Source organism: Microcystis sp. LE19-84.1B, assembly GCF_027531875.1.
GTDB lineage: Bacteria > Cyanobacteriota > Cyanobacteriia > Cyanobacteriales > Microcystaceae > Microcystis > Microcystis panniformis.
Map to the genome: position 1 here is coordinate 1 of NZ_JAPZSR010000279.1, position 23,612 is coordinate 23,612.

General features: G+C 43.0%; 20 protein-coding genes. 9 read left to right on the top strand and 11 right to left on the bottom strand.

Going from position 1 to position 23,612, the window contains the following annotated elements; translation table 11 throughout:
- Nucleotides 1–262: 262 nt before the first annotated feature.
- Together O9324_RS15945 and O9324_RS15950 are read left to right on the top strand one after the other, a co-directional pair.
- The gene (locus O9324_RS15945; protein WP_288140686.1) at nucleotides 263–1,156 is read left to right on the top strand and encodes a ferritin-like domain-containing protein; all 894 of its coding nucleotides are present in this window, start codon (nucleotides 263–265) and stop codon (nucleotides 1,154–1,156) included.
- Between the two features lie 163 nt (nucleotides 1,157–1,319).
- On the top strand, nucleotides 1,320–2,384 hold the full coding sequence (locus tag O9324_RS15950; RefSeq protein WP_288140687.1) for a pentapeptide repeat-containing protein: 1,065 nt from the start codon (nucleotides 1,320–1,322) through the stop codon (nucleotides 2,382–2,384).
- A gap of 58 nt (nucleotides 2,385–2,442) precedes the next feature.
- Here O9324_RS15950 and O9324_RS15955 read toward each other — a convergent pair whose 3' ends face one another.
- The 3 genes from O9324_RS15955 to O9324_RS15965 all read right to left on the bottom strand — a co-directional run bounded on the left by O9324_RS15955 (nucleotide 2,443) and on the right by O9324_RS15965 (nucleotide 4,292).
- The gene (locus O9324_RS15955; protein WP_288140688.1) at nucleotides 2,443–3,195 is read right to left on the bottom strand and encodes a Uma2 family endonuclease; all 753 of its coding nucleotides are present in this window, start codon (nucleotides 3,193–3,195) and stop codon (nucleotides 2,443–2,445) included.
- 119 nt (nucleotides 3,196–3,314) lie between these two features.
- Entirely contained in the window at nucleotides 3,315–3,947 is a 633-nt protein-coding gene (locus tag O9324_RS15960) for a response regulator (protein WP_150977682.1), read from the bottom strand.
- Between the two features lie 198 nt (nucleotides 3,948–4,145).
- On the bottom strand, nucleotides 4,146–4,292 hold the full coding sequence (locus O9324_RS15965; RefSeq protein ID WP_288140689.1) for a hypothetical protein: 147 nt from the start codon (nucleotides 4,290–4,292) through the stop codon (nucleotides 4,146–4,148).
- Here O9324_RS15965 and O9324_RS15970 point away from each other — a divergent pair.
- From O9324_RS15970 to O9324_RS15980, 3 genes are all read left to right on the top strand, one after another.
- A complete protein-coding gene (locus O9324_RS15970) occupies nucleotides 4,277–6,514 on the top strand; it encodes a sensor histidine kinase (protein WP_288140690.1) in 2,238 nt (745 codons plus the stop codon). The genes O9324_RS15965 and O9324_RS15970 overlap by 16 nt on opposite strands.
- Before the next feature lie 24 nt (nucleotides 6,515–6,538).
- A complete protein-coding gene (locus O9324_RS15975; RefSeq protein ID WP_288140691.1) occupies nucleotides 6,539–8,050 on the top strand; it encodes a glycosyltransferase family 39 protein in 1,512 nt (503 codons plus the stop codon).
- Between the two features lie 549 nt (nucleotides 8,051–8,599).
- Nucleotides 8,600–9,601, top strand: coding sequence for a pentapeptide repeat-containing protein (locus tag O9324_RS15980; protein WP_002765534.1), 1,002 nt, complete (start codon nucleotides 8,600–8,602; stop codon nucleotides 9,599–9,601).
- Between the two features lie 335 nt (nucleotides 9,602–9,936).
- Here O9324_RS15980 and fabD read toward each other — a convergent pair whose 3' ends face one another.
- Nucleotides 9,937–10,863 carry an ACP S-malonyltransferase gene (gene fabD, locus O9324_RS15985; RefSeq protein WP_288140692.1) on the bottom strand — a complete coding sequence of 309 codons (927 nt, stop codon included), beginning with the start codon at nucleotides 10,861–10,863 and terminating at the stop codon, nucleotides 9,937–9,939.
- Nucleotides 10,864–11,015: 152 nt separating this feature from the next.
- Nucleotides 11,016–12,017, bottom strand: a complete 1,002-nt coding sequence (locus tag O9324_RS15990; protein ID WP_288140693.1) for a beta-ketoacyl-ACP synthase 3 — start codon at nucleotides 12,015–12,017, stop codon at nucleotides 11,016–11,018.
- Between O9324_RS15990 and O9324_RS15995 the strand changes: the two genes are divergently transcribed.
- Nucleotides 11,989–12,111 carry a hypothetical protein gene (locus O9324_RS15995; protein WP_288140694.1) on the top strand — a complete coding sequence of 41 codons (123 nt, stop codon included), beginning with the start codon at nucleotides 11,989–11,991 and terminating at the stop codon, nucleotides 12,109–12,111. The two genes, O9324_RS15990 and O9324_RS15995, sit on opposite strands and share 29 nt — an antisense overlap.
- A gap of 69 nt (nucleotides 12,112–12,180) precedes the next feature.
- On the opposite strand, the gene plsX is transcribed toward O9324_RS15995, so the two are convergent.
- Nucleotides 12,181–13,236, bottom strand: coding sequence for a phosphate acyltransferase PlsX (plsX, locus tag O9324_RS16000; RefSeq protein WP_288140701.1), 1,056 nt, complete (start codon nucleotides 13,234–13,236; stop codon nucleotides 12,181–12,183).
- Nucleotides 13,237–13,385: 149 nt separating this feature from the next.
- Here plsX and O9324_RS16005 point away from each other — a divergent pair, with 149 nt between their 5' ends.
- On the top strand, nucleotides 13,386–14,678 hold the full coding sequence (locus O9324_RS16005; protein ID WP_288140695.1) for a D-alanyl-D-alanine carboxypeptidase: 1,293 nt from the start codon (nucleotides 13,386–13,388) through the stop codon (nucleotides 14,676–14,678).
- A 152-nt stretch (nucleotides 14,679–14,830) separates the two neighbouring features.
- Here the strand turns inward: O9324_RS16005 and argC are convergent, their stop codons facing one another.
- The 3 genes from argC to O9324_RS16020 all read right to left on the bottom strand — a co-directional run bounded on the left by argC (nucleotide 14,831) and on the right by O9324_RS16020 (nucleotide 17,506).
- Nucleotides 14,831–15,892, bottom strand: coding sequence for an N-acetyl-gamma-glutamyl-phosphate reductase (gene argC, locus O9324_RS16010; RefSeq protein WP_288140696.1), 1,062 nt, complete (start codon nucleotides 15,890–15,892; stop codon nucleotides 14,831–14,833).
- Between the two features lie 274 nt (nucleotides 15,893–16,166).
- Entirely contained in the window at nucleotides 16,167–16,430 is a 264-nt protein-coding gene (locus O9324_RS16015; RefSeq protein WP_004157975.1) for a DUF3146 family protein, read from the bottom strand.
- A gap of 86 nt (nucleotides 16,431–16,516) precedes the next feature.
- A complete protein-coding gene (locus tag O9324_RS16020) occupies nucleotides 16,517–17,506 on the bottom strand; it encodes a DUF389 domain-containing protein (RefSeq protein ID WP_288140697.1) in 990 nt (329 codons plus the stop codon).
- 111 nt (nucleotides 17,507–17,617) lie between these two features.
- Between O9324_RS16020 and O9324_RS16025 the strand changes: the two genes are divergently transcribed.
- Nucleotides 17,618–18,592 carry a FliH/SctL family protein gene (locus O9324_RS16025; RefSeq protein WP_288140698.1) on the top strand — a complete coding sequence of 325 codons (975 nt, stop codon included), beginning with the start codon at nucleotides 17,618–17,620 and terminating at the stop codon, nucleotides 18,590–18,592.
- Between the two features lie 101 nt (nucleotides 18,593–18,693).
- On the opposite strand, the gene O9324_RS16030 is transcribed toward O9324_RS16025, so the two are convergent.
- Nucleotides 18,694–19,251 carry a 50S ribosomal protein L25/general stress protein Ctc gene (locus O9324_RS16030; RefSeq protein WP_288140699.1) on the bottom strand — a complete coding sequence of 186 codons (558 nt, stop codon included), beginning with the start codon at nucleotides 19,249–19,251 and terminating at the stop codon, nucleotides 18,694–18,696.
- Between the two features lie 27 nt (nucleotides 19,252–19,278).
- Entirely contained in the window at nucleotides 19,279–20,622 is a 1,344-nt protein-coding gene (locus tag O9324_RS16035; protein WP_002787474.1) for an adenylosuccinate synthase, read from the bottom strand.
- Between the two features lie 422 nt (nucleotides 20,623–21,044).
- Between O9324_RS16035 and O9324_RS16040 the strand changes: the two genes are divergently transcribed.
- Nucleotides 21,045–23,054 (top strand): acyltransferase family protein, encoded by a 2,010-nt coding sequence (locus tag O9324_RS16040; RefSeq protein WP_288140700.1) that lies wholly within the window; start codon nucleotides 21,045–21,047, stop codon nucleotides 23,052–23,054.
- Nucleotides 23,055–23,612: the final 558 nt, after the last annotated feature.

Sequence of the window (23,612 nt, forward strand, 5' to 3'; positions counted from 1 at the left end):
TGAGATAAACTCTCATTAAGCTGGCGATCGCTGACTAGAGTGTGACACTTCATAATTCTTAGTAATCGCTAAAAGTCTTACTATACAAGGGCTAGAGCAACTTTTGATTTCAACGACTAGGGTGCGGAATGTGGGTTTAAATGCGCGGGCAGCTTATCTTTCACTGGTTACTGAAAAAAGCTTGCCACTTGCCGATCCCTTGCCAGATCGGGAAAAAACTCCGTTAGAATACGGAAAGCCGTTTACAAAACGATACAAAATCATGACCGTTGCTTACCCTCGTAAATTCAAGAAGACGATGAGCGCTCGCGACATCATGAAGCGTGTCATTAGCGATCGCGAAATTCATTTTGTCACCCTCAACCGTTACCGCTACAACGAACAACGTAGCTGTAAAGACCTGACCGAACTGATCGAAACCTTGGACGGACAACCAAAAGAATTGATCCAAGAGCTTTCCCATCACGTCGCCGATGAGGCCCGCCATGCCTACTGGTTAACCGATTTATTAATCGAATTGGGGGCCGATGTGGGGAAACCGCCGGGGTTGTCCTATATCGATGAATTTGAACGTCTTCTCGATCAAGATCAATTCCAAGGCGAAGAACAAAGGGAAGATAGACTGATTGCGGCCCTAGCGGCAATTAACGTCACGGAAAAACGGGGATGCGAATACTTTGCCGCCCATATTTATGCCCTCAAAGCAGGGGAACAAACCCCAGAAAATCTGAAAATTCGGGAAACGATCGCCAAAATCTTCCCCGAAGAAGCGGGCCATGTGCGTTGGGGCAATCGTTGGTTAGCCAAAATTGCCCAAAAAAGCCCCGAACATCGGCAAAAAGTCGAAAAAGCTAAGGTCAAATACTCGGCGATCGAACAGGCCGCCTATGAATCGGGTATGGATATCACTCTGGGGGCAGAATTACGCCGCGTCGGTCATTTAATGGAAATCGCCGCCACTATGCCGCTCTGGGAACGTCCTCAATATCTGATGGAACGTTTACCCCAAACCCTTCTCGACCCGAAATTGCAATTATTCCGGGTAGAAGCGGCTCAAAAAGCCTGGAATCGTGATCCACAAATGTTTATGGAACGCTTTTTACCGATGTTTTTTAATGCGGACGGCAATATCGGCAAAAAAGAGAAAGTCAACTAATTTAACCTTGATTTTCAGGGGCAATCATTCAGCGATCGCCGAAGAAATGTTCATCGAGGATCGAGAAAATCAGCTATTGTTTTAAATAGGGGTGAGTTCTCGGCTTTGGGGCCAGAGAAACACCACTTTTTTACTGTTTATTTTGACTTTTCTTTTTTAGATTATGCGTCTTTTAGCTGCCTTCGATCGCTATCCCGATAGTGTATCGTTAACCCTAGAACCAGTAGCCACCGACTCGCAAAAATTTGATTTATATTTAACTTTACACCTACAGGCTCAAATTCAATCTCTCCTCGGCGGGGAAATCAAATGGGGACTGAAAGGAGGAAAATTAGATTTTCTTTTAGTTAATTGTCACCTAACACCTAATCCTCTTTCTAGTCAAGATTTATACATAAATCGTATTAATAATCATCAATGGCGGTTATCTTTCAAAAGTCCTCAGTCAATATTTACAGGAGCGATCGAAAGGATTAACCTAGGAACCGTCAGTGTGGTGGAAGAACCTTATCATCTCACGGTGCAATTTTCGCTGACGGCTGCCGATATCTGTATCACGGAAACATCGGGATTATGGAAACACGATCTAAGTCCCAATAAACATAGTATTTTAGAGCGAAAGTTAGCATTTTTCCTGATGGAAAATCAATTTGATGCTTTTTTAAGTCGTATTTCTTTGGGTTCATCGCAGGTAGAATTAGATACTGTTCTAGTTGAACCGCAACCAGCATCATCAGAAAATTTAGAGAAATTGCAGGCACAAATCGAGGGAATTTATGCTGCTGTTAGTGATGATTTTCTGGAATTAGCCCAATTAGCTGAACTTAATCCCCTAAAGGATTTTACTGGGGCAAATCTCCTGGCAGCGGAATTAAGTGGTATATCTTTAGGCATGGCTAATCTCTATCAAGCTAATCTGCGGGGGGCCAATTTAACCGATGCTGATTTAAGTGAAATTAACGGCAGTCATGCTAGTTTTAAGGGAGCGGATTTAAGCGGAGCCTTATTAGCTAATGCCGATTTAAGTTATGCTGATTTTTACCGTTCTAGTTTGGCTTTAGCTAATTTAATTGGCTCTAATTTAGAAGGAGCTAATTTGGTTGAAGTCAACATCACTCAAGCGAATTTGAGTGGGGCAAAAGTGCAGGGGGCAAAGTTTGCCGATAATGTGGGGATGACCGAGGAATTGCGGGAAAATTTACGCTTGCGCGGAGCTTTCTGCGATTAATCAACTATTCAGCCTCTAAATGACACCAAATACCCTCACCCCTCCCCGAAAATGAAGATTAGAGATTTTCCTCGGTATCTATCCCTAATTCCCGCAGTTTAGCCGCTAATTTCGCCGCTTTTTGCTTTTCTTGCTCGACTTGGTTTTCTGCCTCTAAAACCCGATTTTCTGCCTCTAAAACCCGATTTTCTGCCTGTTGTGCCGCTTCTGCGGGAGTGGGTACTAATTCGCCTTCGGGGGTAAAATAGCGCAATTTATTGGCGGATAACCCCAAATATAAGCCTAATTGTTGACTCCAGAGCCATCCCTGGGGATTGGGGGTAATCGGTTGATATTGACCGCTAATTAGGGTAAATCCCTGAAATTCTAAGCTTTCTGGGTCAAACCAAAAATAATCGGGAGTGCGAAATATATCTTGATAAATTTGTTTTTTCTCCTCTCGGTCAACTTTGGCGGTACTATCGGAGAGAATTTCGATAATTAAATTGGGATATTTGCCCTCTTCTTGCCAAACTACCCAACTTCTGCGGTTAGGATTGGGATTTGTCCCCAAAACGACGAAAAAATCAGGACCACGAAAGAATTCTGACTTTTTCTGGTTGGGACTGTAATAGATAGTTAAATTGCCGGTGGCAAAATAATCTTCTCGCTCGCGCCACCACCATTCTAAACACTGAATTAGTAAAATAATTTGTTGTAGATGTAGGTTACTTTCCAAGGGTGGTTCATCACTCCAAAATTGGCCTTGTGGGAAGATTATCTCAGGGTTGACATGAGACTCGACTAGGGGTAAGCTTTCAGCGATAGTCATGGTTTATCCAACAGAGATAGGTCGATAACTTATTATAAATGATTGAAGGGATTTTTTGAGCAATTGTAGCAATAGCAATTGAGGTAGAATATTCCTGTGGGTAAATCGCCATTTTCCCCTTAAACAATACCGGAACGCAGGGCAATTACGGCCGCTTGTACTCGGTCGTCCACGGCCAATTTATTCATAATTCCCCGCACATGGGTTTTAATCGTATTGGTGCTTAAATAGAGTTGTTCGGCGATTTCAGCGTTACTTTTGCCTTCAACAATTAACTTTAAAACCTCCATTTCTCGCTCCGATAAAAGTGCTAGATTGGGATTAGGTTGCACTGCCGGTGCTTTGAGATTATCCATGACTAAACGGGCAATTTGAGGGTCTAAATAGGTGGCCCCATCCTTAGCTGCTTCAATAGCGGCCAAAAGGCGATCGAGACTCGCTCCCTTGATACAATAGGCATCAGCACCACTGGCCAGAGCTGCGATCACTTCCTGTTGGAGAGTGTGGGAAGTGAGCATAACCACATGAACATTAGCTAAACCTTCCTTAATCTGTTTAGTTGCCGCAATGCCATCGAGACGGGGTAAACCGATGTCCATGACCACTAAATCTGGCCGTAGGGATAGGGCTAATTGTACCCCCGCCAGACCATCACTCGCTTGACCGACAATCTCAAAATCTGGCTGTTCACCGAGCGCTTGTTCTAAACCTAACTGCATTAAAGGATCGTCTTCAACAATTAAAATCCGCATGATCTTTGATTCCTAACGGGAAAATGTACGGTTTTCACCCATCTGCATGAAGCAGAACTACTCCTAGTTTAGGCAATCTGGAGAGAGATTAACAGTGATCAGCGATCAGTGACCAGTGACCAGTGACCAGTGACCAGTGAAAGATACTAAATTTATTGAAAATTGAAAACTTAAACCTAATAACTTAAACCTAATAACTTAAAACTTAAAACTTAAACCTGATAACTGATAACTGATAACTGATAACTGATAACTGATAACTGATAACTGATAACTGATAACTGATAACTGATAACTGATAACTGATAACTGATAACTGATAACTGAAAATGCTGCGTATTTCATCAGATCGATCTAAAATTGTGCTTGTTGCCCTAGTTTATCTGGGTGTTGGTTGGCTAGGCTATCTCTGCTTAGATTTAGGGTCGCGACCTGCCCCAATTTGGATGAGTGCTGGTATTGGCTTAACTGCTGTTTTTTTAGGGGGAAAAAGGCTAGTTTTAGGCGTTTTTATCGGAGATTTGCTTCTGACCTTCTTTTTAGGTGCCAGTTGGCCCATAGCTCTATTTTCGGCGCTCGGTAGCAGTATATCGGCTCTGTTAGGGGCGCAATTCCTGCATTATCTGAGATTTTCCGCCACTTTACAGCGTATTCGCGATATCCTTTTACTGGTATTTTTGGCGGCCCTATTAGCCTCGGCAGTTAATGCCACTATCGATACTTTTGCCCGTAGTTGGCTAAATACTTGGGATTGGCGACAATTTGGACAGTCTTGGGGCATTATCTGGCTCGGAGATAGTACAGGAATATTAATGACCACGCCGCTGCTGTTGCGTTTTTGCTTCAATCGTCACTCCCTGCGGGAACCACGACAACCCCAACGCTGTGGCGAGGCGTTACTTTGTCTGAGTTTGCTAACGGTGGTGACTTCTGTGGTTTTTGGTGGTCAACAGAATTTTCTTAACCCCGATTGGAGTATGGTGCAGTACCTCGAATATCTGCCTTTTCCTTTTGTGGTTTGGGCTGCCATGCGTTTTCAGACCTGGGGAGCGGTAATAGCCAATTTTTTGGTATCTATTTTAGCTTTGATGGGATTGGTCGGGGGAATCAGCCCTTTTATCCTACAGGCTCCTGATTATACCAGAGGTGTCCTGATCTTACAAATCTTTTTAGTCATTGTCATGTCAACTTCTCTGTTTTTATCGGCGGCGATTACCGAAAGACAACAGATCGATCGAGCTTTAAATGAAACTTTAGAAAGAGAACATTTACTAACACAAGTTGCTCTAAAAGTCCATCAATCTTTAGATATAGATCAGGTTTTAAATACCATTGTTGAGGAAATCAGACGTTTTCTTGATGCCGATCAAGTCTATATCGGTCACTGTCAAGAGGGGGGTTGGTCTAAGGTAATCGCTGAGTCCCGTCGTCCCGATATTCCCTCGCTGATGGGTTGGTTTCCCGAACCAGAATTACTGGAAGAATTGGGACAATTATTTTCTTTAGATAAGTTAATTATTGCCGATAATACCGCTAAGGTAAAAACTCTGCCCACTCTCAAGGGTTATTACGAATACCTGCAAGTTAAATCCTCTTTAGTTTTACCCCTAACGGTTAATAACCAACATTTAGGTGCTTTAGTTGTCCATCAATATTCCCATCCTCGTCATTGGCAAAAAAGCGAGGTCAAATTACTAGAACAGTTAGCCACCCAAGTTTGTATCGCTATCGGCCAAGCGCAACTATATCAGAGGGTGCAAAGCTTGAATAATAATCTAGAACGGGAAGTGGCGGCAAGAACCTTGGAACTGCGGGAAAAAGTCCGGGAAATTCAGCATTTATACGAAATGAAAACGGTTTTTTTACAGGCAGTATCCCACGATCTTCGCACTTCGATTATGGGATTAGTGATGTTATTAAAAAATTTCCAGTGTCGGCAAACAGAAAAAGTAACTATCTCGCGAGCAATGCTCGATCAGGTGGTGCGTAGTTGCGATCGACAATTAACTTTAATTAATGCTTTATCAGAAAATCATTTTGCTGAAGAACGGCCTTTAATCTTGCATCGTCAACCTCTATCTTTAAAAGAACAGGTGGAAATTTGGCTCAAAGATTGGCAAAAAGATTTTGATTTATACCAAGCTACTTTTATTAATCGTCTCCCCGATGATTTACCTGCTATTAATGCCGATCCTTGTCAGCTAAGAAGTGTTTTTGAGCAATTATTAAATAATGCCTTAAAACATAATCCTCCACCAATTCAATTAGCTTTAGATGCTCGTATTGACCAAGACATGATCTACTGCACTTTAAGCGATAATGGCATTGGCATGGATGAGGAACAATGTCAACATCTTTTCCATTTATATGTAAGAAATCTTCATAATCAACACCTAACGGGAATCGGTTTAGGTTCCTACCAATGTCGGCAAATAATCGAGGCTCACTCTGGGAGAATTGGGGTAAAAAGTACCCCACAGGTTGGCTCAGAATTTTGGTTTACTTTACCCATTGCCTATCAAAATTCTAGATTAATTAAGCTGGAGTTAGTCAACAGTAATCAGTGATTTTTTAACAGGATCAAGATAATTATGCTTACCCGTCAATCTGGGATTAGATTTGCTTTAGGTTTATTGATTATTTTCAATGTTTTCTATTTTGTCCATCTCGCCTACTATAGTTATGTTTGGCACGATGAATCTTTGGTCTTACTGCATCTTTCTGGTAACAGACCCGAACAGTTAATTAACTATCTGTTCGACGGACAAATTAAATCTACAGAACAACTCTGGCAATTTCAAGGGGTTAATTCCGTGAAAGGTTTTCCTGATACCTTAGCCTCTCTTTATACTAGCTCGAATTACGATCTACCTCTCTATTACAGTTTCCTCTGGTTTTTAGCAAGATTATTGGGCAATTCTTATCTAGTCTTAAGGGGATTTTCAGTCATTATTTGGTTTGGTATTTTATGGAGTTTTTACCATTTAGCTTTGACTTTATTTAAAAATAAAAACGCCGCTTTAATTGCCGCTACACTTATCTTCTTTTCCCCGCGTTTTACTGGTTATGCTCTGGGAATTTGGGAATACGGACTATATGTTTTCTTTTCGATACTTTCTAGCTGGTTATTTCTCAAAGCTATTGATTCCTCGCAACCGAAAAAAGATTGGTTTTTCTATAGTTTATCCCTAATCGCTGGTTTATATACCCATGTTTTCTTTATCTTTGTTCTAGTAGTTCATAGCCTATATTTTCTGCTGCAGCTGAATTCTTTTAACTCTTTAACCAAAAAATACTATAGCATCAGCTTACTTGCTTCCCTAGGTATTTATTCAATTTGGTTAACCCGGATTTTTACCAGTCGATTTACTGTCTTTGGATGGTCAAAAGGCAGTTTACCCCTAGAGGTACTTTGGCAAAGATGGGTAACAATGATCGCTCGTTTATTTTATAATTTTAGTTTAGCCAATCCCAGCAGCACCCCTATTATTGAATACTGCCTAATTATCCTCGTCATCATCTCCTTTATTTATCTGGGCAAAAAAGCTGATAAAAAAGTTTTTACCCTGATTATTCTCCTGACAATTATCCCCTTTTTCTCTCTTTTAGCTTGGGATCTAATCAGAGGATTTCGCTACACAGCTGTGGGCAGATTTTACTTACCAAGTTTTCTCGGTATGCTGCTGGCAGTTACCTTTTTACTAAGCAACGGATTACAGCAGCGCCAAATCTGGGCAAAAATTCTCTTAATATTATTGCTAGTTTTCGGATTAATTGCCAAAATTCCCTATCCACCGCCAGCAACTAGATATGTGGGCTATGGTAGCAATATTCCCAACGCTTATACAATGATTAATCGCAGTCAAAAACCTCTAATTATTTCAGAACATTGGTTAGATACCTTGCCCCTTATTCATACCACTGATGCTAAGACAAAGTATTTATTTATTCAGTCGGATATTAGAGTTTCCATCCCCTCCTTAAAAAATCAATTTACCGATATTTATCTCCTCAATCCTTCCCCCAGTCTCAGACAATATTTAGATAACCAGTCTGTACAATTATCTCCTACGGAAAATCAAGCCTTTTGGCGAATTGATTAAAAAGCCATTAACCGCTCTTGCCAAAACAGACCACAACCTGATAAACTGAATAAACCAAGACTTCAGGGAATAGAATTGGGCAGTTCACCCCTAAGAGGGATTGACTTTTACAGAGTTTTATGCTTGCTCAACTGGAGAGTCCCCGAAATCTGGTGATGAAGAGTTTTAGCCTCTTGGCTACCGGACTGACTAAGCAGACCTAACAAATTCAACTGTATGATACCGAGTCAAGACATCGGCGAGGCAGTAGATTCAGTCAGAAAAACTGACGCACAAGACTTCTCTAATTTAATGCCTAGACCTGGCTGGCAACAAGTGGCGGGTTTAGGTAGGGGCTGTTTTTGGTATTGAACCCCGATTCTTTTTGTTCTTTACCGGTTTTAGTGATTGCCAATAGGGATTTTAAGCCCGTAATTGGTTAAAAATTGCTATTTATTCGCAAAAATCCCTAGTTGCTCCCTGTACTAATCCTAGAGATCGACTTCATCATCAGTAATTTTTCCCAACCAATTCTCTGGAAATCAGCTTCCAGAACAATTTAGTTATTTTATGATTAGCAATGCCTTAACCAATCGTGAACATCTAATCGAACTGTATAATCGAGGTGAACGCAACTTTGCCGAAGTCAGACTTAGCGGAGTTAATTTAAAGAGACAGTGTTTAAACCAGATTAACCTCAGTCATAGTTACTTAAAACGAGCCAATTTAGCCGAAGCTTGTTTAATTAACGCTAATTTCAAGGACGCTTCCCTCGAAGAAGTTAATTTAAGCAAAGCTTGTCTTATCGATGCTAACCTGACTAAAGCCGACCTTTCCGGGGCAAATTTGCACCAAAGTCAACTAAGCGGCGCAATTTTGAGTAATACTGTTCTGAAAAAGGCTGATTTAAGTTCTGCCTGTTTAATTCACAGTAGCTTACTTTTTGCTCAACTGTTCAAAGCGAATCTCGAAGCCGCTAATCTCACCTCAGCCACTTTAACCCATGCCATGGCGGGGAAAGCTAACCTAAAACGGGCTATTCTCACTCGTGCTATTCTTAGCTCTGCCAATCTTAGCTATGCTAACTTAAAAGAGGCTAACCTAATTCGAGCCTATCTCTATCAAGCTAATCTGGAAAACTGCCATCTTCAATACGCCGACCTCAGCTATGCCGATTTGCGCGGGGCGGATTTACGGGGGGCGGATTTACGTTATGCTAACCTGGAAGGTGCTAATCTGACGGGAGCTAACCTCAATTGTAGCGATTTTGAGGGAGCTAACTTAACCGGAGCCGATTTAAGCAAAACTGACGCTAATAAAGCCAATTTTCGCCAAGCTAACCTAACCGGTTGTAATCTGCTCGGCGCTAATTTAGCCTCCGCTAACCTTTCTGGTGCTAATTTACACCAAGCGGGATTACTCTTGAGTTATTTAGTGGGAAGCAATCTTAAACGAGCTAATCTCAAACAAGCTAACTTAATTGGGGCGATTTTAACCGAAAATAATCTTCTTTCTGCTTCCCTCGAAGAAACTATTCTTCCTAACGGTAGTCGCGGTAATCTCCTTTCCTAATATAGCAATTTCCATACTTGTGAGGTACAGAGTCTTAAGTTTTGAGGAGTCAGGAGTCAGGAGTTAAGATTTTGGTGTACCTCATGAGATTGGGAAACGCTATATTCCTAGAAAAACCTAGTTGTAGAGACTTTTCTGCCGAGGTTTCTATAACCGTGGGGAGTGGGGAGACCACTTCGTGCGCGTTGCGGGGGGGGAGATGGGAGAATAACTAGGGTCTGCTGAAAAACTTTTTGCCGCAAACCCTATGATAGTTTCCTAAAAAAATACCTAACCAAATTTTTGGCTAGGTATCCATCAATTTACTTCCTTTGTCGAAAATGTTGCTAGATAATTTAACCAACACCAATTAATGAACCCCGGAATATAACATCGTCGCTACCCTTGGATATATCGGCTAATTGACTGATATTTTCTAACTCAATTGCAGGAACAGTTCGTTTAATTAAACCAGTTAAAACTTTACCCGGACCCACTTCGATCGCTTTTTCCGCACCCACATCTGGCAATTTCAACATAATTTCTCGCCAGCGAACCGAGCTAGTCATCTGCCAGATCAGATATTTTTTTAATTCTTCCCCGTCCTGGGTAGGATTGCTCGGATCGACATTAGAAATCACAGGAACTTTTGCAGACCGAAAATTAACTAATTCTAAAATCTGCTGAAATTGATTAGCAGCATTTTCCATCAAGGGAGAGTGAAAAGCGCCGGATACTTTTAACTGCATAACCCGCTTAACTTTCACTTGACCTAATACCAAATCCACCGCTTCAGGAGTCCCAGAAATCACCACTTGTTCAGCACTATTATCATTAGCAATAACTACATTTTCCGTCTGATTAACCACTGTCTCTAGACTGGTGCGATCGAATTTCATTAAGGCGGCCATTTTACCACCTTCGGCCGCATCCATCAAACGGGAACGGTTTTGAACTAGATTTAATCCTGTCTCAAAATTAAACACCCTGGCCGCATACAAAGCGGAATATTCACCGAGACTGTGACCAGCGACTAGATCGGGAAAATGACCTTTTTCTTGCAACAAATCCGCTAAAATACTCTCCACCACAAATAAACAAGGTTGGGTATAAAGAGTACGAGATAGGGTTTCTTCATCCCCTTGACATTTTTCCAGGACTGACCAACCGAGGATTCTTTCTGCTCTTTCTAATCTCTCTTGACCAAGTGCGCTTTCCGCTAAATCTCCAATCATTCCTAACGCTTGCGATCCTTGTCCCGGGAATATCCACGCTGTTTTCATAAGTTCTTAAAATAGATAGATAGATGTGTTTGGGTCAGTTATCAGTTATCAGTTATCAGTTATCAGTTATCAGTTATCAGATGTGAGTTTTTAGTTTACTGGTTACTGGTTACTGTTTACTGATCACTGTTTACTGATCACTGATCACTGAATTAATCTCCCCAACGGAAGATAATCCCACCCCAAGTTAAACCGGCACCAAAGCCAGAAGAAGCAATAATATCACCTTTTTTGACCTTACCACTCCTGACAGCTTCATCGAGGGCTAGAGGAATCGAGGCCGCGGAGGTGTTGCCATACTCGCTGAGATTGCTGATCACTTTTTCCGGAGGCAGTTTCAGGCGATCGCTCACCGCATCCATAATTCTTTGATTAGCTTGGTGCAGAACTAACCAATCGATGTCACTGGTGGTTAAATTAGCGCGATAGAGAGCTTTTTCGATGACCTCTGGCACTTTCGCCACGGCAAAACGATAGACTTCCCGTCCGTTCATCGTTAGAGGCTTATAAGTCCCTTTTTGAACCCTTACCCCCTCCTTAAGGGGCAATTCCTCCCCCTGATAGGCGAGATTGAGAGAACTATTCTGGCTGCCGTCACTATGGAGTTCAAAACCGAGAATGTTATCTTTTGTATCATTTGCTTGACAAAGAACCGCCCCTGCCCCGTCACCAAAAAGGACACAGGTAGCGCGATCGTTCCAATCCACCCAACGGGAGAGAACATCGGCCCCGATAACCAAGACATTGCGGTAAGTACCAGTACGGATAAACTGGGTGGCAGTGACTAATGCCACCAGAAAACCCGAACAGGCGGCGGTGAGATCAAAAGCGATCGCCCGATTAGCCCCGATCTGACTTTGCACTTGGGCAGCGCTACCGAACAGATCATCGGGGGTAGAAGTAGCCAAAAGAATCAGATCGATGTCCCTAGGCGACACCTGAGCCATTTCTAGAGCCTTAATCGCCGCTTGGGCTGCTAATTGGCTCAAAGACACCGATTGATCCGCTAAATGGCGTTTACCGATGCCTGTACGACTTTTAATCCATTCATCGGAAGTCTCGACAATTCGGCTGAGTTCTTCATTACTGAGAAATTGCCCTGGTGTGGCCGATCCACAACCGGTAATGACGACTGCTGCCCCGAATCCGTTCAAAATATTCCCCCTTTTTCAGTTATCAGTTATCAGTTATCAGTTATCAGTTATCAGTGGGAAGTGGGAAGTGATCAGTTATCAGTGGGAAGAATAAATAAAAATAGTCTCCTGTCTCCTGTCTCGGAGTCTCCTGTCTCCCGACCGCTTCAAGATGTTTCACAGCTTAATCTTCACCGTTCACCGACAACTTTTTTAATTGATGATGGTGGTCATTGTAGGCTTGAATGCGCTCAGAAACGCGATTATCGACGGCATTTTTCGCCTGTCGGATGGCGTTAAAAATTGAAGGCGCTTGGGAACTGCCGTGACTGATCACACAGACCCCATCGACTCCAAATAACAGTGCGCCACCGTGTTCTGCATGATCCATGCGTTGTTTAATCTGTTTAAGATTGGGTTTAATTAAAGCCGTCCCGACTTTACCCTGTATCCCTCTAGGTAATTCCTCTTTGAGAATTTGTAGGATAATTCCCCCCACCGCTTCGGCAAATTTTAACAGGACATTACCGACAAAACCATCGCAGACGATCACATCGAATTGTCCCGATAGCACATCCCGGCCCTCAGCATTGCCGATAAAGGGAATTTGCTGGTTATTTTCTAATAATTCGTGGGTTTTTAGGGCGAGATCGTTACCTTTGCTGGGTTCTTCGCCGATATTGAGCAGACCGACTTTCGGATCTTCAACCCCCATAACGTATTTACTGTAAATTGTTCCCATTAGGGCAAACTGCTCTAAATATTTGGGTTTACAGTCCACATTCGCCCCGACATCGAGGATAATCACCGATTTACCCGCCAACATCGTCGGCAGCACCGCACCGATCGCCGGGCGATCGATTCCTTTTAAACGACCTAAACGTAGTAACGCCGCCGCCATGGCTGCTCCGGAGTGACCGGCGGACACCACCGCATCGGCGCGATTTTGTTTGACTAAATCCATGGCCACATTAATCGAGGCCGCCGGTTTGCGACGGATAGCGGTGATCGGCTCTTCGTCCATGGCCACCACTTCCTCTGCGTGGACGATCGTGAGATTCTTGGGACGGGGATGATGCTGGAAATAAGCCTCAATCCGTTCAGAATCGCCGACTAATAATACTTCTACATCTAATTCTTCGGAAGCTCGCATCGATCCTGCGATAATCTCGTTGGGAGCGTAGTCACCTCCCATCGCATCTACCGCGATTCTTGCCCGATTTAATGCCGTTTCTGCCATTGAGTCAGTGGGATAGAAATCTTTAATAAGTTGAGCGGCAGCTCTTGACAAAAGCTGGCCGATCGAGGATTAGTGTTTTCTGATCGAGCAATTGTTAAAAATTACCAATCATCTCTATACAATAAGGCATCATTGCGATTAAGGAAAAGATGTTCTCAGTTTTTAATTTGGCAGTTTTCGGCTTTCTCTTGGGTTGGCTGGGGGGGCAATCCCAACCGATCGCCAATATTCCCCTAATTTCTTGGCAAAATCAGCCTATTTTTGACCTTCCCACCGCTCCCGATCCCCGGGTGGCGGCGATCGTGGCCGATTATCTGCAAGACTTGACTAAAAAAGGTTTAAACTCTAGTCAACAACGGGTCTTAATTGAGACGGAATGGGCTGATTTAGCTGATCATCAGGGTAATCTGCCCGCTGCAGCCGCCTCTTTAACTAAAATCGCCACTACTCTCGCCGCCGTGGAAACCTGGCCTCTCGATCATCGTTTTGCTACTCGTTTTTACAGCACCGGAGAGGTAAAAAACGGGGTGTTAGAGGGAGATTTAATTATTGAAGGGGAAGGGGATCCGCTTTTTGTCTGGGAAGAAGCGATCGCAGTGGGCAATGGCCTCGATCAATTAGGCATCCGTCAGGTCAAAGGCGATCTGATCATTACCGGTCAATTCGCCATGAATTTTCAAACCGATCCCCTCAAAGCGGGAGAATTACTGAAAATTGGGCTTAATCAATCGAAATGGTCAAAAGAAACCAAAAAAGCTTTTCAGAGTCTTCCTAGCGGCACAAAAGCCCCACAGGTAAAGATTTTGGGCATGGTTCGAGCCAGTCAAATTCGCCCCGAAAATGCCCAATTATTATTGCGTCATCAGTCCTTAACTTTAACGGAACTGTTGCGTCAGATGAATATTTATAGTAATAACGTCATGTCAGAAATGTTAGCCGAACTGCTCGGTGGCCCGGCGGCAGTGGACGCAATTAATACTAAAATTACTGGGGTAGGAGCGGAAGAAATTCAATTAATTAATGGTTCGGGATTGGGGATAGAAAATCGCTTGTCTCCCCGGGCAGTTATTGAGATTCTGAAAGCATTGGATCGCAAGTTAGCCAATCAACCGATCAAAGTCGCTGATTTATTTCCGGTGGGGGGACGCGATACCAAAGGAACTATGCAGTGGCGCGCCATTCCTAAAGGAGTGATGATTAAAACTGGAACTTTAGCCCAAGTTAGCGCCTTAGCTGGAGAAATTCCCACCCAAGAAAGGGGTAAAGTTTGGTTTGTAATTATGAATGCCGGTAGTAGCAATATCGAGGGATTCAGAAATCAGCAGGATCGGGTGTTACAAGCTTTAGATCAACACTGGCAAATTCTCCCAGAAGCGACTCAAGGATCGATTCCTGCAAGAGCCTTTCTAGGTGATCCCAGTCGAATAAGTCAAGGTTTCTAAGGGGGTTTGGGGGGTTCTACCCCCCAAAGGCTTGGATTGAGTGATAAAATCGGAAGTGATCACCAATTTTAGAAGATAGTTCCGCTTTAAAAATCCCAACTCAGTAGATTTACAAAAATGAGATGTACCCGGTTAAACGCATCCAGAAATTTTTAGGGATAAAAACACATTTGCGGCAAACCAAGGGATTCTTCCCAACCCATCATGAGATTGAGACATTGTACCGCTTGTCCCGATTGTCCCTTAACTAAATTATCGATCGCTGACATCACTATCACTCGATCGGTTCTCGGATCCACTTCAATACCGAGATAACATAAATTAGTACCACAGGCCCATTTAGTTTGTGGATAGACTCCCCCGGGTAGGATTTTGACAAAGGGAGAAGCGCGATAAAAAGCATTGTAGATAGTGATTAAATCATCCCGCACCAGATTAGGATCCCGCAAAGTTGCGTAAACTGTGGACAGGATACCCCGAACCATGGGCATTAAATGGGGAGTAAACTGGACGCGCACCTCATGACCAGCTAAATCACTGCAAATCTGCTCAATTTCGGGAGTATGACGGTGTTTTCCCGCTACATTATAAGCCCCGATCGAACTATCTGCTTCTGCCAATAACATATTAATCTTAGCTTGTCTTCCTCCTCCCGAAGTTCCCGATTTAGCATCAATAATCGTGGTTTCCGGGAGAATTAAACCCTGTCTTAACAGGGGAGAAATCGCCATTAAACTAGCAGTAGGATAACATCCGGGGCAACCGATCAAAGAGGCATTTTTAATCTCTTCCCGATAAAGTTCTGGCAAACCGTACACAGCCGTAGATGCGATCGCTTGATCCTGACGTTCCTTGCCATACCATTTACTATAGGTGTCTAGGCTAGTAAAACGATAATCTGCCGACAGATCCAAAACTTTACACCCTTTAGCGATCAAAGGAGGGGCTAAATCACAGGCTAAACCATTGGGTAAACCCAAGAAAACCACTTGACAACGGGAGGCAATTATCTCTAAATCGATCGCCTCCACATTAAGATTAATGCTATGACCGAGATGGGGATATAAATCACTGTAGGGTTTACCGGCGCTACTATCGCCCCCCAGATAGGCTAATTCGACAAGGGGATGTTCTTTGAGCAAACGTACCAACTGTACGCCACCATATCCGGAAGCGCCGACAATACCCACTGAAACCTTCTGTTCTTGCGTCATTTCCCTTATTCCTAAAAATTCTGATCGTTAAGATAACGCTTTAGTATGGCTGAATTTTAGCCTAACCAGTGGGATTTAAATCAAAAAACTTCCTATAAAAACCTAGTATCTCGGCCGGGTTGTCCCTAAACCGTCAATTTCTCTTGATCAATAGCCGGTTATCTTAATGATGAGGTACAAGGTTTTCCTTTTAGGGAATCTGTCATCGGGAGATGATGCCAAATTAGCTTAAACTTCATCTTTAGGAGAAAACCTGTAATTTAATCCCCCATATTTACAATTTTGATCGCACTGTAAATTCATAATCTCCTCCCGGTTCTAATTGATAATCATAGCGTTCTAAAAACCGATTCAAGGGTTCAAAAATCAAAGCCCTACCTAGGGAAGGTTGTACTAATAACTTGCCTTGAAGAAAATGCCATTGAAAACGCCATTGATATTGTTCCGTCCGCACTTCTCCCTCTAATTTACCCGTTTGCCAAGATTGCTTAATTATCCGCACATAAGCCGTGCTTTCTGGTCGATTGCCGCCACTCACCTGAACCCTACCTATAGATTAAATATCAAACATTAAGATAGCGAATTAATCCTTGTTTGTCATTACTTGAGCCAATTTTCTCGACTTTATTCTGGGGAAGTGACTTCATTAACTTTAGAAACCAAGACATTTAACTGAAAAGGTCGCCCCATTTCCTTAGTAATAAATTCTTGCAACAATTCTACCTGTCTGGGAGTGATGCTTTCGGCGGTTCTTACTACTAATCTCACCCGGGGAGGCTGCTTGAGCCAATTAATTGAAGATTCCAATAATTCTGCCCGTTTAAAAGTAATCGTTCGTTGTAATAAAGCTTTTTTGATCAACCTTTCTAAGCGAGCTTGATTAGCCAGAGTTGCAAAACTTATTCCTAAAGGAATTAGCAGCACTGCTGTCAGGATAGAAGTCAAAAATAGAGCGTTACGCGCCCGATGAAAACTAGAATAACCGGCCAGTAAAAAGACCAACAAACAGGCGAGAGCAATGCCTAATAAATTGGTAATATATAACAGAGTTGCCCCCAAACTTAGTATCCAATTGCCTTGGGATAATCCTAAACCAATCGTGCAAACTGGTGGCATTAAAGCCACGGCAATCGCTGTTCCCGCTAAAGTACCTGAAATTTTCGGTTCTATTTTGGCATAACCACTGATTGCCCCTGCGGTAATTGCCACTCCTAAATCTAAAAGATTCGGTTGAGAACGGGCTTGAATTTCACTACCAAATTCAGAAATTCCGATTAATAATCCTAGAAACCAAGCTATCGCTAAAGCGATAATCGTACCGACTAAAATCGCCAAGGCTGACTTACGAATTAATCGCCAACTGCCAATTAAACCACCAAAAGCCAGACTACGAATCGGCAACATCAAAGGGGCAATAATCATCGCCCCAATAATCACGGCCGCACTATTGGCGACTAAGCCAAAGGTAGCGATCGCACAAGAACTAACAATCAAAGCTAGATAGGGAAAATCGAGGGACGCTTCTAACCATAAATCGCGCCACATAGCCCGCGATTGTTGCCAGGTCAAGGGTTTTCTTGAGAACCACGAGTAGAGCCGTTCTTTTCTGGTCATGGGACTTAGGAAGATTAACTTTTCTTTTACTTATAGCTTTTTTTCTCTAATCAATGTATATTTGTATCATTTTCTTTAACTAATCTTACCATTTTTTCTTCGCCTCGATTGATGAAACCTCATGACCAATTTGCTAAAAACTATCTGGAAGAATTATTATCGCCCCTAGGCCGGGTAGAAATTAGCAAAGAAATTACCGACGAAACCCGACAAATTGATCTATTTTTTTCGCCTTATCCAGAGGGGCAGATAACTGTCGATAATCTAGGATTATTAGGTCAAATTGCCCTAAATAGCGCCCTCCTAGAACCCTATCGTAATTCTCCCACTCGTGCCGATGTGCGTAATTGTCTCTCGAAATTAACCGCCGTTTTTGCTGAACTACAGCGACAGGCCAAACGAGAAAATAGCTCCTACAATGAGGAAAATTTGCCCCGTTTATGGATTCTTGCCCCTCTGGTTAGTGAAACTATACTAAACGGTTTTGGGGCGGTCTTAGACCCGAATTGGCCCGAAGGGGTGTATTTCTTGCCTCGTTTACAGCGCACGGCTATTATTGTGATCAATCAACTTCCTGTTAATTTTCACACCCTCTGGTTAAGGTTATTGGGTAAGGGTAAAACTCAGAATCAAGCCGTGCGAGAGTTGCTAGAATTACCAATAGGGAACAACTACCGTCAAAATGTCATAGAACTATTACTTAGTTGGCGGGTGAGCGTGGAAATACAAAATATTTTAGAAGAAGAAGATCGAGAGGTGTTTATGACGTTATCCCAAACTTATCTGGAATGGAAAGAAGCAGTGAGACGACAAGCTAGAGAAGAAGCTCTTGAAGAAGGTCTTCAAGCAGGTCGTCAAGAAGGTCGTCAAGAAGGTCGTCAAGCAGGTCTTCAAGAAGGTCGTCAAGAGGCGCGTCGGGGCATGATCGAAAATTTACTACAAGTGCGCTTTGGACAGTTAGATGATTCTTTTAATCCCGTGATTGAGGGATTGTTATCCTTATCCCCCAGCGAATCTAGCCGTTTATTAATCGAATCCGCCCGCGAGGAGCTATTTGAGCGTTTTCACGATATAACCCCCCAGTAGATGGGAGCGCCAGAGCAGTAACCAGTCAACAGTCAACAGTCAACAATGAAATATGATTGGCCGCTCACTGATGACTGGTAACTGATCACTGATCACTGAATTTACCGTTTAGCGGCAACAATGGCAAAAACGGTGGTATGGGGATCGTCTTTTAAAGTTACCCCTTCTGGCATTTTCAAATCACCCACGAGCAGGGATTGCCCCACACCGATCCCCGACACATCAAATTCGATCACTTCTGGGATATTATCGGCAATACAGGAGACATTAACTTCGTTGACGAACTGTTCGATTAAACCGCCCTGTTTGGTTCCGATCGCTTCTCCTATGGCTTTAATCGGAACAACGATATCGAGCTTACCGTGGGCAGATACGGAGAAGAAACTGAGGTGATAGAGATTTCTTTTCCAGGGATGAGATTGTACCTCTTGGATCAAAGCTTTTCCCGTCCAGGGCATTTCGGGGACATTCACATCCACCAGGGTATTATTTACCGAGGCCTTTTTGAGCAGGGTTAAGGCCGCTTTTTCTCCCACCACCAGAGAAACCGATTCCGTGCCGTTGTGGCCATAGAGAACCGCCGGGATCAAACCCTGACGACGTAGCTCCCTGGGGTTAATATTCTCCGGTCTTTTTTGACATTCAACGCTAACTTGCATAGTTGACTAATCCTCTTTAGCAATGATTTAAAATTCGTGATTATCCCAAGGTGAGCCATTTTCGTCCAAAAGAGCGCGTTTTGGACCGTGAATGGGGTCTTCAACGATAATAGTTTGGTCGCGACTAGCTCCTAGAGAGATAATAGCGATCGGTACTTCCATGATCGCCCCTAGGAATTTTAGATAATCGAGGGCCTGTTTAGGCAGGTCTTCCAGACTCCGACAATCGCTGGTAGGTTGTTGCCACCCCGGCATCGTTCGGTAAATCGGTTGACAACGGGCGAATTCCACGGCGCTGCTGGGCAAATGGCGACAGGTTTGGCCGTCCAATTGGTAGGCAACACAGACTTTGATTTCCTCTAGGGTATCGAGAACATCTAATTTGGTAATCGCTAGACAGTCTAAACCATTGATTCGCACTGCGTAACGACCGATAACCGCATCAAACCAACCGCAGCGACGACGACGGCCGGTGGTAGTCCCGAATTCCGCCCCGCGATCGCATAATAACTGCTCGATCTCCCCCTCTAATTCCGTGGGAAATGGACCTTCCCCTACCCTAGTGGTGTAAGCTTTGGCCACACCGATCACTCGATCGATTACCGTCGGACCGATGCCAGAACCTACACAAGCACCCCCAGCGATCGGATTGGAGGAGGTAACATAGGGATAGGTTCCGTGATCGAGGTCGAGTAGGGTGCCTTGGGCCCCTTCAAAAAGAATATTCTTACGCTTGCGGATTGCTTCGTAGATTTTTAGGGAACTATCGACCACATGGGGACGCAGTTTCTCGGCATATTCTAGATATTCCTCGATCACCGTCTTCGCATCTAAAGGCGGTAAGTTATATAACTTTTCTAAAATGACGTTTTTATAATTGATCGTCCATTCTAGTTTTTGCCGCAGATTCTCTGTATTGATCAAGTCGATGACTCGAATACCGATGCGCTCGGATTTGTCGGCATAGGTGGGGCCGATACCCCGTCCCGTGGTGCCGATTTTATATTTACCCCGTTTTTCCTCGGATGCTTGATCGAGCAGCCGATGATAGGGCATAGTGACATGAGCCGTTTGCGAGATATAGAGATTGTCGGTGGTAACATTGAGGGCGTGTAATTGCGCCATCTCTTTGAGTAACACCGAGGGATCTATGACTGTGCCTGAGCCGATTATACATTCCGTATCCGGGTAGAGAATCCCGGAGGGAATTAGATGGAGTTTGAACGTTTGACCCTCGACGACGACGGTATGACCCGCATTTACGCCACCTTGAGAACGCACCACCACATCCGCCGACCGACTCAGCAGATCCGTGATTTTTCCTTTTCCTTCGTCGCCCCATTGGGCACCAATCACTATAACGTTAGCCAAGGGTTTATTGAGTCTAGCTAAAGTTCACACAAACTACCATTATCTACACTGGGTAGACATTTTGTCAAGAGCATTATTGATTTAGTTATGGCTTTATTTCGCCCTTCACCACGTTTATTCAGCCTATTTACCTTTTTCTTGTTGCTCTGCGGTGCGGCAGCGTTCTTTTTCTAGGGGAAACCACGCCGCCAGAAAAACCCTAGTGGCGATCGCTAATGTCTTGGTAGTAAGGCATTACGAAGGAGAATTTCAGCGGTTGTGTCCTGGGGCAGTATTGGGTATCAAGAGTTGACCACAAGCCAAAAAATGCGAACTACCCTAGGCTAGGGGAATTACTTGTCAAAGAAGGGTTGATATGTTAAAGTGTGTTGCAAATATGAAAAAATATAAAAAATATCAACTAACTACTCAACTTCTCTCCTATGGATATAAGTAAATCTGCGAGTAGCTACCGACCTGAGATTGACGGACTCAGAGCTATAGCTGTCTTAGCCGTAATTATTAACCATTTTAACAAAGACCTATTGCCCAGTGGTTATCTAGGTGTAGATATTTTTTTTGTTATTTCTGGTTATGTAATCACTGCATCTCTAGCGAAGCGAACGCAGAAAAACTTTAAGGAATTTATTGGGGGATTCTATGGAAGAAGAGTAAAGCGTCTGATGCCCGCTCTAGTGCTGTGCGTAATTATTAGCAGCATTCTCATTTGCCTATTTGAAGTTTATCCTATAGCCTCTCTCAGAACGGGAATCGGGTCTCTTTTCGGAGTCTCAAATCTTTATCTGCTGAAGCAAGCCACCGACTATTTTGGAGTGTGGGCAGAGAGGAACATTTTTACTCACACTTGGTCTTTAGGCGTTGAGGAGCAGTTTTATCTATTATTTCCCTTTTTAGTTTGGTTAACAGGCTTTACTCAGCAAACCGTCAAAGGAGCGAAAAATCTTTTTTGGTTGATGTGCGTGCTTTCCACTGCTTCCCTAGTCTCTTTCATTCACTTTAACGCAGCCTATCAACCGGGGGCATACTTCCTGATGACTTCTCGTTTTTGGGAGATGGGAGCAGGGAGTCTCCTTTTCCTTTTCCTATACAATCGTAAAAGTTTCCTTCACGATTATCTGAAAAAGTTGCCTGCTGGTATAGCTATATTATGCCTACTAGCCATTATGTTTGTACCGAGTCAATTTATTGTCCTCGTAACAATCGCCTGTGTATTATTAACAGCAATAGCCATTACTTCCCTACGTCCTCAAACCAAGATATTCAACCTACTCACTCAGCCCCAGGTTGTTTTTATTGGTTTAATTTCCTACTCTTTGTATCTCTGGCATTGGGCAGTAATTGTTTTAAGTAAATTGACCGTGGGGATCAATTTATGGACATTCCCTATACAATTACTGTGCATAGTATTAGCTTCTCTTGCTTCTTACTATTGGGTAGAAAAACCCTTCAGACATAAGCAATGGTCTAACTCTCAAGGGAAATCTATAGTATATGGTATAACTGCTTATGCGATGGCAACTGTCCTATTAATCGGACTTCTATCCTCCCCCGCAAGAGCTTTATATACAGGCAGCAAGAATCAGCAAAAGCCAGATAATATCTCCGAGAAAAAATCTGTAATAGTACAGGATAAAAAGCAAGGTAATATAATTCTTATTGGTGATAGTCATGCCAATCATTATAAAGGAATGGTAGAACAGGTGGCTGAGGAGCTTAAAATGAATAGCAAAGTAGTAGCAATTAACGCCACCATATTCCCAACTATGGACTATTCCAGTTCCGTAGGAGGAATGACCTTAGCCAAAAATCAGAACAATAATAAAACCCTAAACAAAAGAGTATATAATCAAATTAATCGCTTAGAACCTCAAGAAAACAATATCATCATTCTATCTTCCTACCTCGCTTATTACTTTGGACAGCCGCGTATTGGCACAAGGAGATACGAGAGAATCAATTATTATCTTGAATCGGGAGTAACAGAAAACCCTCAAGATGCTCTAGTAGAATGGCTGAAGGAGCTTAAGAAGTTTGCTCAAGACAATCAGAAGACAAAAATAGTTGTTATGTTGCCTACTCCTGAGATGCCTGATTTATATCCTTTAGACTTGTGTACTCAAGAATGGTTCAGGAGAAAGCCATCGGATAAGTGTTTCGTTAAGATGGAGCGGGAAGAACTAACGAAAAAGAATGAGAAATTTACAATCATTCTACGTCGGGAAATTGAGAGCATTCCCAATTTAGTCGCTTTCGATCCCTTTGCCTTACTATGTCCTCAGAGTGAGAAGTATTGTCATGCTGTACAGGATAATCAAAGGCTCTATTCCGATGAGAACCATCTTACCCTCCAGGCTACAGATAAAATTCGAGATAACTTCCTGCAATTTTTGCAACGATTGACTAAGGAAGGCTTTTCTCGTCACAGTACATAGTATCTAGTTGACTTTCTAAGTCTTGAGGAAATGTTAAAGATTACTGGAGGACTGAGGAAACAGTTGACAATAGCAGTAGAAAGCGAGCTACTAATAGCTGACTCTCTCAACAGCTAGGGAAGAAAAGCCTGCCTCTCTGCCTCTGGGAGCATCTCATTTATGCAAGTGAGTAATTATACTTATCCCTAAAACTGTTTTCTAGCAAGGCTTTCAAAATAGCTTGACATAAAAACCTGATTTAGGGGTTACAAAGGTGAGATGCTCCCGTGCCTCTCCTCATAAGTAGCCTATACTCAAAGGATTTGTGCGAAACGTTTAGGCATGAAATAAGGTTGAAATACCTGAAATAACCGCCTAGTAAGGTCTTCAGTCCCCTGACTGAATCTAATAGGTCAACCCTGACCAACCTTATATACTTTGCACGGCTACAACTTGCATTTTTTACTCAAGGACAATAATATAGTTTAAGAGTCATAATTAGAAGCAAAGCACTCATTAAAAACATGATTAACCTAGAATTCACGGAAGAAGAAAAGAACTCACTGTATTATGAAAGAT